Raw genomic sequence first — 14002 nt, forward strand, 5'->3', positions numbered from 1 at the left:
ATCAACAGGCTGCTAGGCAATGGTCAAAGGTGAGTTCTTGCAGAATCTCATCAATCGGTTTGTCGTGTGGCAAATTCAAATCAAAGGGAGTGGCTGATCATTTTCGACGATCAATGTTTCCGACATTTCGACCGGCGAAAGAAACCCTTCCGGTTTCAGGGCAAGCAGCGAACACGTCACATCGGCGACAACCGTTTCAGCTGTATTGCCGATCAAGAATCCGGCCACACCTGTTCGGCAAACGGTTCCCATGACGATCAAGTCTGCTTCGACCTCATCGGCCACATCTCGAATCGCATTGGCCGGTGCCCCATGACGCAGATGCACGTGAACGTCGTCGGCCTCTGCGTATGGTGTTTGCAACAACTCATCCAAAGCCCGGTGGACTTTGCCTTCGTGTTCATGCCGGACATCTTCCACCGCATCATTGCCCGCATGACGACGCACGGATTCCTCCATCCATAATTGCCAAGCGGCGACAACGTGCAGGTGAGCTTTGTCTCGTTGAGCGATCGAATACGCGAGCTCGAGCATTCTGCGATTCAGCTGCGTGTGCGCCGCATCGTGCGAATCGACATCGATTGCCACCAACACGCGATCGAATTCGCCGTGGATGTCCGGCTTCAACAACCACACCGGGCAAGGGCACAATCGCAGCAATGATTTCGCGACGCTCCCAAACAACCGTCCCGCGGCCGAAAATCCGTCTGCTGTCTTGATGAGCAAGTCATGATCATCGTGAATGACTTGTCGAGTGATCTCGGTGGCCGGGTCGCCAATGGCGACGACGACGTCCATCGACAGACCTGTGTCGGAATAGTCCGCCGCGATATTAAGCAGCCTTCGTCGGTGATCCTCCGCGACCAATTTTTCCAATTCTTTTGGCTGGGCGACATCCGTCAGCATTCCGAGCGCTCGCGGAATGGGTTTAACGACGTCCATCAGCGTCAGCCGGGCTCCGTTTGCAAGAGCCAACTCGGTTGCCTTGGAAACCGAAGTCTCCGGTTGCTCCGTCCCCGCATAGACGAGAATGTTCTCAAAATCGTTCATCGCTGATTCACCTTTTATGTCGAGGCGGTTTGATGGACCATTTGTTCGGTTTGGACGTCATCCATTGATTGGCCGCGAGCGATCAATACACTTGATGGAGCATGACGAAGCACAAAACGCGTGGTGCTTCCTAGCAACAATCGTTCGAATCCACCACGTGAAGTCTCACCAACAACGATCAAGTCAACTTGATTCGATTCGATGTAGTCGACCAAGCCATCACCGATATGGTCGCTATGTATCACGCGTGCTCGTGCGGACCGCGAATCTTCCACCAATCGATCTTTGATCCTTTCGAGATACTCTTTGGCTGCTTCGTCAACCGATGAATCATCAACACTTGATCGATCCGTCACCGAGACGACTTGCACATCGTTGTCGATGGACCACCCCAATTGCGTGAACTCTTCAAAAGCCATCTCGGCGGGAGGACTGGGTTCGCAACCGATTGCCACTCGGAGATGTCGACGGCGACCGGAGCCTTCGTTAGGTCGAACCACCAGCACACTGCTGAGAACGTGAGTCGCGACATAGTCGCTGGTGCTACCCAACAAGATTCGAGCGACCGCTGAGTGCCCCTTGGCTCCAACGACGACCAAATCCGGCTGAAGCTCGTTCGCGAGCTTCACGATCGTTTCCCCAGGATGCCCATTGCGAATCAGGTGGCAAAGCTCAGCATCTGAATCACGAAAGATCGCTTGGACTTCTTCGAAGGTGCGAGTGGCTTGATCGCGTTTCCGCTTCAACCAGCCCTTGCTCCAACCATCGACTAGAAATCCTTTTTGCGACGGTGGCTCAAAGATCACCGTGACGACGTCGATTTCGACCGCTTGGCGAAAGCCTAGACGAACCAAAAATCGAGCGGCATCCAGCGAGGCATTGGAACCGTCAATCGTGAGCAAGATCTTTTTCATTGAACTTCCCTTTTGTTGGCAACAATTCAACGCACTCGGGATGCCAAAGCGAAATATTCGCGAATCGTTGTGTTTCCACCACACGAGACGTGCCGCCGTGCACAGGTGCGCGGATGAGCACGATCGAGATGTGAGCGTGGTGACCAACTTTCGGATTCAAAGCCCCGGTCCTCGCTTTGCTGAATGATCCAATCGTTTCTCAATCGCACTCGAACGAACCCATGACCGTGTCCAACCTTAAGAACAAAAATCCTCTGCACGAGGCAAATGAAGCTCACCGCTATTTTTCGCAACTGGAAGGACAAATCGTCCAACGACTGCGGGAAGAAGCGAGCAGTGACTCCGGACGAGAAGAACTCATTCGCAGCACCGGGATCCGTGACCCGGACCTCGTCGCTGAACTGGGAAAGCTTGGGGTGACGGCGGACGAATTGGTCTCGCTGCGTTTGTTCCCGCTGGTCATGGTCGCTTGGGCGGAGAAACGAGCCGACGAGCAGGAAAGAGACGCGGTGATGGCGGAAGCACTACAAATGGGAATTCACGAAGATTCCAGTGCGTGGGTGCTGCTCGACCAATGGCTTCAACAGCGTCCACCCGGATTGGCCACCGACGCGTGGAAGCGATACATCCACGAAATGTTTCATGATATGTCTCGCGTTGCTCAACAGCGTCTGATCCTTGTAACCGAACAACAGATGACACGAGTCGCGAAGGCGTCCGGTGGTCACCTCGGGTTCGGCAAAGTCTCAGCCAAAGAAAAATCGACCATCGAACAAACCGTCGCCGCCATGCGACAGCAAATCGAAGTCAATTGAAGCACGACGATGGACCGTTCATCCTGCAACGCTTTGCTTAACGGCTCGGTACATCAGTTGGGTATTGCAACACAGGCGACGGAGTTCTGTGGCCACGCGAGCGAACTGGCTCACATTGAGGTGGCGTCACCCGATAATCAACCGTGAACTCCGAAACGTCCCGCCTCTCGTTCCCATTGCACGGGCACCTCAGGATAGGGAGCGTGCCCTGCTTCGCGTTGATGATAGGCGTTGTGTCGGTGGTAGTATTGTTCACAATCCTTTTCTCGACCGCGAACGATTCGAAAGCCTTTGAGCTCACCATATTGAGCGGTGATGACCGTCCATCGGCCATGGTCATGTTCGTCATCTCGAAAAAGAATCACCCAGTCATGTGTTTTCTCCTGCTGCTGGGCTCGTTCGGTGTGAGAGAACATTGCCGTGTAATGACGCCCCTCTCTTTCCGTATGCAACACCGGCACCCAGTCGCCTTCGATCGAGCCCCTACTGCTCAATCGAATCTTCGGGAGCGTCCCCTCTTTGGCCCGTTTCAAATAGTCTCGATCAATTTCGAGCAGTTCGTCGATCGGTACCACTGGTTCCGACTTTGGCTTTGCAACCAATTGATTGACAACACCTCGCTGAGACAAACATGCTTGGATGGCTTCGCATCGTTTCTGCCCAATTCCTGGCACACGATCGAGACGACCGTCTTTGGCGGCGCCAAGCAGTTCGGGCAACGTTTCGATATGCAAGTGATCATAGATCCGATGCGATAGCTGTGGACCAATTCCAGGAACAGTCGCGAAGAAGTGCTCCGCGTTGGATTGCCCTCTCAACCGATCTAGCAACGGAATGCGTCCCACTCGGATCGCAGACTCAATCAACCCCGAGATCGACACGCCGATCGTCGGAAGCGCGACCAGTGCTTCGACGCCATCTCGTTCCAACAAATCGCGAACGGGAGATCGCAGCCCCGCGATCGTTTTCGCCGCTGAACGGTAAGCATTCACGCGGTATTCATTGGCGTGTTGCTCATTCAGCAAATTCGCAATCTCCGCCAACTGGCCGGCGATCTTGCGATTCTCTTGCAAACCATCGATCTGCACACCCGCTTGGACGGGCGAATTGGCATCAATCACAACCATGACAAAAGTCTCACTAAGTTTGATGACCGAAGGAGTCGCCGGTCTGTTGAGAGACCACCGGGGTGGGGTCGAAGTAAGCTTGTTTCCGAGTCAACGGATCGATGTATTCCAGCCGAACGGATTTCTCGTCGCCCGCGTGATCACGAGGACACGCGGCTCGAAAGTCTTGCAGGGTTCGAAAGCGACTCGATTCCACATGCCGTTCGATGCCGTCCACGATGTCTCGGATCGCATCGGGGCCCCTTCGATAAACGGCCGATGTAACCATCACGACATCTGCACCCGCAATCATCGCCTTGATCGCGTCTTCTGAGTTGGACACACCGCCGCTGGCGGCAATGGAAATTGCCTGATCGCCCGCTCGTGCACGCACAATTCCTTCCAAGATGCCACCGATCGAATTGGTGGGTGACAATTCCCAATTGATCGTCCAGTGCATGCGATCAGTGCTGACGTCCCACTGTGGCATATGAGTGAACAACACCAATCCAGCCACACCCACCTGACGAAGCTGAGTGGCCATCGAAGAAAGATTGGTGTATCGCTGGCTAATCTTGGCGGCGACCGGGATCACGACGAGTTCACGGACCTGTCGAATAAGATCACACATTCGAGCTTCGATGTCGTTCGACGTTTCCTTCGAATCAAACACAGCCTGCTGCAAGTTGAACTCCAAAGCATCTGCGCCGGCTGATTCCATCTCCTTCGCATATTGCAACCACTGGCCAGCCGATGAACCATTCATACTGGCAATCACGGGCACCGAACAAATTCCCTTCAGCCTGCTAATCGTCCGCAAATACGCTTCCGTTCCACCGTTGTATTTGTCTTGCTGAGGCTGGTATCCACTGCGTTCGATCGCACCGAACGGATCCGTCGCTTTGATCATCCTGTGCATGACTTGCTCTTGCAGGATGGACGGCAGAACGATTGCTCCAGCACCCGCCGCAACGATTTGACGGACGGCCTCCGACTGGGTCGTCAAAGGGCAAGCTCCCATCACCACCGGCGATTCCAGCTGCATCCCCAAATAGCTTGTGATCAGTTCGCTGGGCATCGTGAGAACTCCTGAAAAGATTGACATGAGCGACATACCAATCAGGCAAACGATGTTCCTCGCTCAAACCGTATCGCCGGCGCTCCATGGAGCACACTGGTGTGACATCGAGTCCCAACCCGATGAGCATTCCGGATCAATGTGCGCTCAACCGATCCCAGTTTTCGCTCGGCACGCCTGTTGCCAATCCCATGAAGTTATCCACTTCTAGTTGCCAATCGGTTGCGAACCTTCACGATCCGATTGCTCTGTCAAACAACTGATCGCGAAAAGGAAAAACGATGCCCGCTTCCGCTCGACGACTCGTCTCCAACATGCTCGACGACCTGAAAGAAGAACGCGACTCGCTCGCGTTGCAAATTCATTTGGGCAAACAAGAAGCTAAAAGCGAATTGGATCGACTGGACAAAAAGCTTGAACAACTGAACGAAGAATACCAACCGCTCAAGAACGCTGTCGATGAATCGAGCGAGGACATTGTGGCCGCTCTGCAATTGGTCGGCGACGAGATCATGAACGGGTTCCACCGTATTCGACGATCGCATAAATGACACCAAACCGATCAGCGTGGGCGACCGATGCCTCGCTGAACTTTTGATTGACGATAACGAGCATCCAATCAGGCGGATCATTTGTCAAAACCTTCAACCTCACGACAACACCATGCAAGATTCGCTCAACCAGACGCTGCGCCAACTACATGAACAATTAGGTGAACTTGATTCACTTGATGACACCGAACGCGAACAACTCAAAGATGCAATTCGCGAAATCGAAGAAAGCTTGGATCGTTTTGACATCCGTTCATCGGAATTGGCAAAGCGTCTTCACGCGACGACTCAGGAGGTTGCACGCAATCATCCGCATGTAACTCAAGCCGCCGGCCAGGTCGCCGACATGCTTTCTCAACTGGGAATCTAAGGCCTCTTCGCCACCGCCCAAACGCGGGAGCTACCGAGACACAACGCCGCCGGGTATCATTGCGACGACAGATCACGTTGCATGTGCCGTGGTCGATTGTGCGTTCAACTCGGAATCAGCACCATGAAGGACGTGTTGACCATCTTGCTCGTCGAGGACGATCCCGATTCGCTCGCGAACATGGTCGACATCTTGGAACTGGACGGTCATGTCGTTCGCGTCGCCCGAAGTTTTGCCGAAGTCTTAGACGCCGATATTCAACCCGACATCCAGCTGGCCATCCTGGACCGCCGTCTGCCGGACGGCCAAGTCGAAGACCACCTGGCCAGTCTATCCGACCGATTGCCGGGCGCTGAGTTCATCATCGTCACCGGGTTTGCCAACATGGAAGGAACGATCGCGTCCTTCAAACATGGGGTGACGGACTACCTGCTGAAACCAGTCCACCCTGACGTGATCCGGCAAAGCGTCGCCAGGATCGCCAAACACAAACGAATGGAAGCGGACCTTCAACGTCAGCAACGATTTGCAAACCAGCTGCTCGAGACAAGCGAAACATACATCGTCGTTCTCAACCTGAAGGGACACGCCGTTCACGTCAACAAACACTTCTCAGAGATCACTGGCTGGCAGCTCGACGACCTCATCGATCAAGACTACATCGACCACTGTGTTCCAGAAACCGAACGAGAAAGCGTTCGCGAAATCTTTCAGCAAACCCTGCAAGGCAAAACATCCTCTGGAATCCGCAACGGCCTGCTAACCAAGTCCGGTCGCGTCCGCCAAATTCGCTGGTCCGATTCCACCTTGCGAGACGCGCATGGCAATATCGAGTCGGTTCTTGCAATCGGCATCGATGTGACTGCCATCATCGATGCCCAAGAAGCGGCCGCGCGAGACCATCGGCTCGCCGCGATTGGCCAAACCGTCGCGGGCTTGGCTCACGAAAGTCGCAATGCACTGCAACGGATCAATGCCAGTGTGGAGTTGTTGCGACTGGATCTTCCACCGGAAACCGACACGCGCGAAGAAGTCGATTCGATCGCTCGAGCAGCCGATGAGCTGGGCAATGCCTTGGAAGAAGTTCGCGAATACGCGGCTCCGATTCGTCTGCAGCGTGAACTGGTGATGCTGCACGACGTTTGGCGACGTGTGTGGAGCTATCTGGCAAAGACCCACGCTGATCGCGATATCGAACTGAGCGAAACACTGTGCGATTGTGGATGCCCCGTCGAAGTTGACCGTTTGCGATTGGAGCAGGTCTTTCGCAACCTTTTCGAAAACTCGCTCGCCGCTTGTGATGATCCGGTCCGAATTCAAATTCAATGCCGTTGCGATGGCGCTGAAAATGTATTGCTCGACTACTGCGACAATGGACCGGGCCTGACTCCTGAGCAACAAAGAAAGTTGTTCGATCCGTTTTTCACGACCAAGGTCAAAGGCACCGGTTTAGGAATGTCGATCGTCCAACGCATCCTCGACGCCCATGACGGCGACATTCGCGTCGCTGAACCGAATCATCCTGGCGCACGCTTTCTCATTCAACTGGGCAAGCATGACGGTGCTGTCCACGACAACTGTTCCGGGGAGTGCGAAACGCTCCATGCATGACGACGAACAACTCGCCATCCTGGCATCGGTTTTACGAACCGCCGTCGACGCGATCATCATCATCGATCAACGAGGCACGATCGAATCCGCCAACATCGCAACGGAGCGAATGTTTGGATTCAGCCCCGGTGAAATGATCGGTCAAAACGTCAAGATGCTAATGCCCTCGCCCGATCACGAGCAGCACGACGGGTATCTGGAACGTTACCAAAAGACCGGTGAGCGACACATCATCGGCATCGGTCGTGAAGTCACCGGGAAACGCAAGGACGGCAGCCTGTTTCCGTTGCACTTGGGCGTCAGCGAAGTTGAAACCGATCAACGAAAACTATTCACCGGGATACTACGTGACATCAGCGAATTGAAAGCTGCCGAAGCGGAACTCAAGCAACTCAATGCAACGCTGGATCAACGTGTCAAAGCTCAGGCGGCTGAATTGCAGCAAGCCCAACTGGAGTTGGTCGAGAAAGAAAAATTCGCGACGCTCGGGCGAATCTCCGGCGGGATCGCTCACGAAATCAGAAACCCGCTCAACGCAATCAAAACATCCGCTTACTACCTGCTCAACGCCCAAACACCTTCGCCCGCGAAGACCCAAGAACACTTGACCCGAATCGATCGGCAAGTGACGGTCATAGACAGTGCTGTGACTGCATTGTCTGACTTGGCTCGACTCCCCGAACCGCAAGCTTCCGAGATCGATTTGAAGGCGATGATCACCGGAATCCTTCGCGAGACCAAACTCCCCGGCAACGTCACCGTCCAGCAGCATTTCACCGAGGAATTGCCTCGGATTTGGGCGGACGAAAAACAACTGCCCATCGTCTTCAAAAATCTGCTGCGAAACGCTCGCGACGCGATGCCGGATGGAGGCTCACTGATCTTGTCAGCTCGCGTTGACGAACCCTTTGTCGTTGTGACCGTCCGGGACAGCGGTATCGGAATGCCACCCGAGATCGCACAGCGCGTCGCCGAACCATTCTTTTCAACCAAGGCAAGAGGAATGGGATTGGGGATGGCAATCACCACCGCCATCCTCGAAAAGAACCAATGCAAAATGCGGTTGGAATCCGAACCTGGCCGGGGCACCTCGTTTGACATCTCCATTCCAATCGCTGGGCAGAGCCGATGAAGTCAAAACGCGTTTTGATTGTGGATGACGACGAGGATATCTGCTCAAACATCAAAGACATCTTGGATGACCTTGGCTACCAAACTGACATCGCACACGACGGCCGTTCGGCGCTGGATCTTGTCGACGCCAATCGCTACGACGTCGTGTTGCTGGACTACTCCATGCCAGGCATGGACGGGGCAACACTTCACCAGCAAATGGTGCTGCTTCAACCTGAAATTGCGGCGATCATGGTCACCGCCTACGCCCAAGGCGATGGTGCGCAGCGTGCTCGCGATAGTGGTATCCAACGAGTGCTTCGCAAACCCGTCGACCTCGGCGAATTGCTTCCGCTGATCGAACAACTGTCCAATTCTCCGATCGTACTGGTGGTCGATGATGACCCTGACTTTTGCAAAACGCTCTGGCACATTCTTAGAGAGCGTTCCTATCGGGTCAGCTTGGCTCACAACCGAGAAGATGGCGTTCGCAAGGCACTCGATGCCAACTATCAAGTCGCGGTGGTCGACCTGAGTTTGTGCAGCGGACAAACCGATGGTTGCGAAGTTCTTCAGAGGGTCGCCGAGGTCAATCCCGCCATCCGGACGATTTTGATTACTGGACACCGGGAAGAAGCCGGCGAAGTCCTCGAACGCTGCAAGGCCAACGGACTCGACGATGTTTGCTTTAAACCATTGGACGTCGAAGCGCTGCTCCACAAAATCGAACTTGGCAGCATCAAAATGGCACAACCTGACAGCGGTACTTCTTGAGCGCTCACTCCATGGCGGGACCGCTCGGCTGGCCATCTTCATATCGCCCGAACTCCTCGATCGCATGGACAATGCTCGATACGGAAGCACCTCCGCAAAATCCAACCGGCATCCCCGTTCGAGGATAGAGAACGAGTACTGGGACCGATTTGAATCCGAGCCGCTTGAGTTCATCAAAGTCGTGCACATCTGAGTCCGTCAGATCAGCCGACATCAAGACAAAACCAGCATCAACGAGAGAATGGGAGATGACTGGCGCGGAAAGTCCACCTTTTGGATCGGCGGATAGAGCCCAATTGGCGAAATAGAGAACGGAGACTGGTTTTTCTTCCAGTTCAGTCCTTTCGAATGCTGCCCTCGAATACACGCTCCACTGCATCGCCTCCGCATCACGTGTTGCCGGTTCGTGATTGCACCAGAACAACATGGATCCCAATGCCAGCAGCCCGCCAATCATGACGACAGTCGGCAAAATGGCAACACTGGTTTTCCTCCTGAGCGTATTCAAAGCGATCCACCATTGATCCAGCGCGATCGTAAACGATGTCTTTTCGATAGCAATTGCAGATATCCAAAACCGACAAGCCAACATCCCTAAATGTCGTTGGATCCACATCTATCCTTCGATTGCTTTTCGCCAATTCACCCCGCCGGAAATGCAGGCATTCGCCACCAACTCAACGGATTGAGTCCGGCCGCGCCGCGAGGCCTCCTTTGTAACCACCGATTGCCGATGCCAAGCAAAAATAGGTGACGGTCACAACGATCAGAACGCGTCGACTCAGATCTTCATTATCGAAGTGAACCGTTGCCATGATGAAAAACGTGGCCAAAACCCAAAAGGGTATCAAACTCATTAGCAACCAACACAATGACCAAACCACACCAAGAACCATTGACCATCGCGTTGGACTTACCGTGATTGCCGCCATTGGGCCGAGCAAAAATGGGCATGCGATTAAGAAGCAAAAAAAGTCAATTCTCGACAACGCGAGCAAGACCGCGCACATACCTGCCCAGCCCAGTAAGTTCGCTATCGAGAATTGCAGCTTTTCCAAACGCATCAACACCTCGCGTCCTTTGCCACCTTACGCCATTGAGAAACCAATCCTGTGGAATACGCGAAAATGTTACGGCGTCTCGCCGATTACGAGATGCGTTGTTCCCTTTGGCAAATCAAAACAAGCAACAAGATCGTTTTCGTTTGAAAACCAAGTTCCAGAATCCAATCCCGAACGCGTCGTGGTTTCCTTGAGCGACACGCTATCACCATCATGCTGGACACTGACTGGGCCGATGCCACCATCCATCCGCACCGTGAACTTCTCGGTGGCAAAAGGAGCATTCAGCTTCAAGCGGTTGCCAACATGCTCGATCTCAGTCAGTTGTTTCGCGGCCCAGTAACGCGCGATCTCGCTGACCTTCATCCAAAGCGTTTCGTCCCCAAATCGTTTTGCCAACGACTCGACGACTCGCTGGAACGAGCGAAATCCTTCTTGACTACCGTTGCTGTACATCCCCGGCCAATGACAAAGCATCACAGCAGGTTGACGTCGCTGGATCAACTCGACCATCCGTCCGTTCGTCGCATCCGGGTTGCAATAACGATCTGGTTCGGAAAGCGAATCGCCCTGCCAACCGCCAAACCAATCGCCAGTGCCCGCGGGGACATTGGCCGTCAGCCGCACATCATCGGTCCCCACACCACGTAGATGTTCAAGCTTGGGTTCAGTGCTCTCGTTGTTTGAAACAACATATTTGAAATAGTGCGGCAGCTCCGCTCCATAAACATCGCGGACCGCTTGGTCGACCGCGAACGGCAACTCCTTTTGCACCTTTCCGCCAAATCCACCTGGCGTGGTGACTCCTTCGCACGGCAGGTCACAATTCTTCAGGATGCGGAGTGCGTAGGCGAGATAAGCCGCCAACTCATCGACGCTTTTCTTCTCCTGAGGATAGGAATTCTCCATCGTCGCCGAACTGATTTTTTCCATCGGTCGCCCGGTCTTTAAATCGATGACTCGCGTGTGCGTGATCATCTCGGGATGAATATCCCAGTTTGGAAGCATCAATTCGCGGACCAGATTCAAACTGGACTTCAATTCCGAACGCGACCAACCGGGCAACTCCCGATCGAGCCAACCGACGCACGCGGGATTCGGGACGATACTGTACTTTCCTTTCACGTCATGGTCGGCGCACCACTCGCCAAACTGACGGACGAATGCATCCGGGATTTCACGCGGCCATGACTTCCACGGTTTTTGATACTCCGCTCGGTCGGGCCAAGCCTCCGCGAATTGCGGGTTGCAAAAGTGGCCCATGTTCACCAAGCACGTCGAGTCATCGATGATGAACGACAGCGGGACCCGATCACGCGGCAACAATACTTCCACGCCGGCCGGTCGTTCGGGCAATGCGGACTCACTGGCGACTTCTGCTGTTTCTGCCGACTCGGACGAGAGCATCCCCACACCCGAGATCGCCGTCGCCGCAACACCCAGCGCAGACGTGTGCAAGAAACGACGCCGGTTCTGTTCAATCCAAACTTGGTCTTGATTCACTTGGGGTTCTCCTGCTGGCCAGTGTGACTTCATTTGCACTGCATCGACTCGAATCGCTCACAGTCTAGCGGTTCGCAACAACGGCATGGTTCACAATCCCACCCCGCGATCCTTCAACGAAATAGAAACCGAACGAAATTGAAACCGATTGCTTCTATTACAAAGAAAGCAGTTCGTGAGGAAACAAGTGAGCGACCCGCGGTTGCACCAGTCACGCCAACATCTGGTTTCCAGCTATCGAACTCGCGAAATCTGCCAACTCAGACGCACGCCCATGAACATCGCCAGCGAACAACCAAGCATCCCGGGGATCGAAACGCCGAACAACAACGGCGGAACGCCACTGCTCCACAAGGACGCTGAGCCAACAAACAGGGCGGCGGTCAAAATCCCCATCACCAATCGATTGACGATTGGTTCCAACCGGCGGTGTTGCAAATGAATGTCGAAGTTGCCCTGCTTGAGACTATGCAGCACATCACCCAAATCTTTCGGCAGAATGCTTAGCAAGTGGTCCCAGTCCTCCACCCGGTTCTTGATTCGCTCAAAAACCCGCCGCGGCGAAAGACGACGACGCATCGCACGCTGCCCATAGGGTTCCAACAATTCTGCCAAACTGAAGTTCGGATCGAGCTGATGTGCGGTTCCTTCCAACATCGCCAGAACCTTCAACAGCATCGCAACCTTCGCGGGCAAATAGATCCGATGCTCACGGATGATCCCCGTTACATCTCGCAGACAAGCACTGACATCGAATTCGCGGATTTTCTGATCCGAGTAATCATCCAGCATGTCATGGATTTCGCTCACTAGTGAGGGCTCATCAAAATCACATGGCACATCGCCTAATCGCACCGCGATTTCGGCAATCGATTCCGCGTCACCGGTCACCGCAGCGATCAAAGCCGCTTCCAAATCCTCTTTCAACACATCGTCGATCCGACCGACCATGCCACAATCCAGCAACCCAATCACTTGCTTCACAGGCGGCGTAGCGTCTGAGTGCCGCTGATTCAGAAGCATCAAGTTTCCCGGATGGGGATCGGCGTGGTAGAAACCATCGCGAAAAATCATATCGAGAAACACGACCGCGCCTCGATGAGCGACTTCGTTCAGGTCGGCCCCCGATTTCATCAGAGCCGCTTTACTTGAGATGCTGATCCCGTCGAGTCGCTGCATCGTCAACACGCGTCGCGAACTCAACGTTGGATACGGAGTCGCAAAGTGCACGTCCGGTTCGTCCTTGAAATTGGCTCGAAACCGGTTCATGTTTTTCAACTCGCGTTGGAAATCCAACTCACGCATCAGCGATCGTTGAAATTCTCGAATCGTATCGACCGGACGGTACTGAGACAGTCTCTCGGATTGCTGTTCCGCGATCTCAGCCAACTTCTGCATGATTTCCAAATCATTGACGATTCGTCGTTCGATCCCTGGATGCTGGACCTTCACAACCACGTCGTCGCCGTCATGTGTCGTGGCGCGATGAACTTGGCCAATGGATGCGGATGCCATCGCGGTCGAATCAAACGTTAGGAAAAGTTTCTCCATTCCCGCCCCCAACTCTGATTCGATCATTGCAATCACCACGTCAGGCGGATCGCTGGGCGTATTCGCACGAAGCTGAGCCAACTCGCACGCCAGTTCGCTGCCAACCAAGTCTTCGCGAGTACTCAGGACTTGTCCGAGCTTGATGAACGTCGTCCCCAACTCTCCAAACGCGACCCGAATCCGTCCGGCGGTTGTCATGGATTCGTCCGCCGCACCCCGCAATCGTTCCGGCCAAATCGACGGGACACCCGACATCCAATCCGCCAAGCCATGCCGAGTTAGAATCGTCACCACTTCACGAAAACGCTCGACATTGCGAATCAACTGCGGGACTTCGATCAATTCCATCGGGAGTAACCACGGCGCATAGCAGGCTGTTGATTTGTTGAGCCGCACCGCGTTAGCGGCGGTTGATTAGACGCCAACCGGGGCTAACGCCCAACGGCTAATGATTGTCATTCGGTATGCGACTAAATCAACAGCCTGACAGGAAACCACGGTACAA

General features: G+C 54.1%; 13 protein-coding genes. 6 read left to right on the forward strand and 7 right to left on the reverse strand.

The features are described from left to right. Window positions 1-75: 75 nt before the first annotated feature. Both RB_RS09465 and RB_RS09470 read right to left on the reverse strand, forming a co-directional pair. Window positions 76-1050 (reverse strand): universal stress protein, encoded by a 975-nt coding sequence (locus RB_RS09465; RefSeq protein ID WP_007335731.1) that lies wholly within the window; start codon window positions 1048-1050, stop codon window positions 76-78. 14 nt (window positions 1051-1064) lie between these two features. Beyond that, window positions 1065-1964, reverse strand: a complete 900-nt coding sequence (locus RB_RS09470; protein ID WP_164921782.1) for a universal stress protein — start codon at window positions 1962-1964, stop codon at window positions 1065-1067. A gap of 221 nt (window positions 1965-2185) precedes the next feature. On the opposite strand from RB_RS09470, the gene RB_RS09475 reads away from it, so the two are divergent. After that, window positions 2186-2779, forward strand: coding sequence for a hypothetical protein (locus tag RB_RS09475; protein WP_231846353.1), 594 nt, complete (start codon window positions 2186-2188; stop codon window positions 2777-2779). Between the two features lie 137 nt (window positions 2780-2916). Here RB_RS09475 and RB_RS09480 read toward each other — a convergent pair whose 3' ends face one another. Together RB_RS09480 and RB_RS09485 are read right to left on the reverse strand one after the other, a co-directional pair. Continuing rightward, window positions 2917-3906, reverse strand: coding sequence for a helix-hairpin-helix domain-containing protein (locus RB_RS09480; protein WP_011120072.1), 990 nt, complete (start codon window positions 3904-3906; stop codon window positions 2917-2919). Between the two features lie 13 nt (window positions 3907-3919). Further along, entirely contained in the window at window positions 3920-4999 is a 1080-nt protein-coding gene (locus RB_RS09485) for a dihydroorotate dehydrogenase-like protein (RefSeq protein ID WP_011120074.1), read from the reverse strand. Window positions 5000-5244: 245 nt separating this feature from the next. On the opposite strand from RB_RS09485, the gene RB_RS09490 reads away from it, so the two are divergent. The 5 genes from RB_RS09490 to RB_RS09510 all read left to right on the forward strand — a co-directional run bounded on the left by RB_RS09490 (window position 5245) and on the right by RB_RS09510 (window position 9382). Next, entirely contained in the window at window positions 5245-5514 is a 270-nt protein-coding gene (locus tag RB_RS09490; protein ID WP_011120076.1) for a hypothetical protein, read from the forward strand. Between the two features lie 112 nt (window positions 5515-5626). Next, window positions 5627-5884: a DUF4404 family protein gene (locus RB_RS09495; protein WP_164921784.1), complete on the forward strand. Its 258-nt coding sequence runs from the start codon at window positions 5627-5629 to the stop codon at window positions 5882-5884. Window positions 5885-5965: 81 nt separating this feature from the next. Then, complete coding sequence (locus RB_RS09500) at window positions 5966-7495, forward strand: hybrid sensor histidine kinase/response regulator (RefSeq protein WP_011120078.1); 1530 nt, start codon at window positions 5966-5968, stop codon at window positions 7493-7495. Then, window positions 7488-8627 (forward strand): two-component system sensor histidine kinase NtrB, encoded by a 1140-nt coding sequence (locus tag RB_RS09505; RefSeq protein ID WP_164921785.1) that lies wholly within the window; start codon window positions 7488-7490, stop codon window positions 8625-8627. Before RB_RS09500 ends, RB_RS09505 begins: the two co-directional genes overlap by 8 nt. Next, complete coding sequence (locus tag RB_RS09510) at window positions 8624-9382, forward strand: response regulator (RefSeq protein ID WP_011120080.1); 759 nt, start codon at window positions 8624-8626, stop codon at window positions 9380-9382. The genes RB_RS09505 and RB_RS09510 overlap by 4 nt, the downstream gene beginning before the upstream one ends. Window positions 9383-9386: 4 nt before the next feature. On the opposite strand, the gene RB_RS09515 is transcribed toward RB_RS09510, so the two are convergent. From RB_RS09515 to RB_RS09530, 3 genes are all read right to left on the reverse strand, one after another. After that, a complete protein-coding gene (locus tag RB_RS09515) occupies window positions 9387-9998 on the reverse strand; it encodes a thiol:disulfide interchange protein (RefSeq protein WP_231846356.1) in 612 nt (203 codons plus the stop codon). A 514-nt stretch (window positions 9999-10512) separates the two neighbouring features. After that, window positions 10513-11979: a hypothetical protein gene (locus tag RB_RS09525; RefSeq protein WP_390175040.1), complete on the reverse strand. Its 1467-nt coding sequence runs from the start codon at window positions 11977-11979 to the stop codon at window positions 10513-10515. A 201-nt stretch (window positions 11980-12180) separates the two neighbouring features. Beyond that, window positions 12181-13845: an ABC1 kinase family protein gene (locus tag RB_RS09530; RefSeq protein ID WP_164921786.1), complete on the reverse strand. Its 1665-nt coding sequence runs from the start codon at window positions 13843-13845 to the stop codon at window positions 12181-12183. Window positions 13846-14002 lie beyond the last annotated feature (157 nt).

Source organism: Rhodopirellula baltica SH 1, from assembly GCF_000196115.1.
In the GTDB taxonomy this organism is placed as follows: domain Bacteria; phylum Planctomycetota; class Planctomycetia; order Pirellulales; family Pirellulaceae; genus Rhodopirellula; species Rhodopirellula baltica.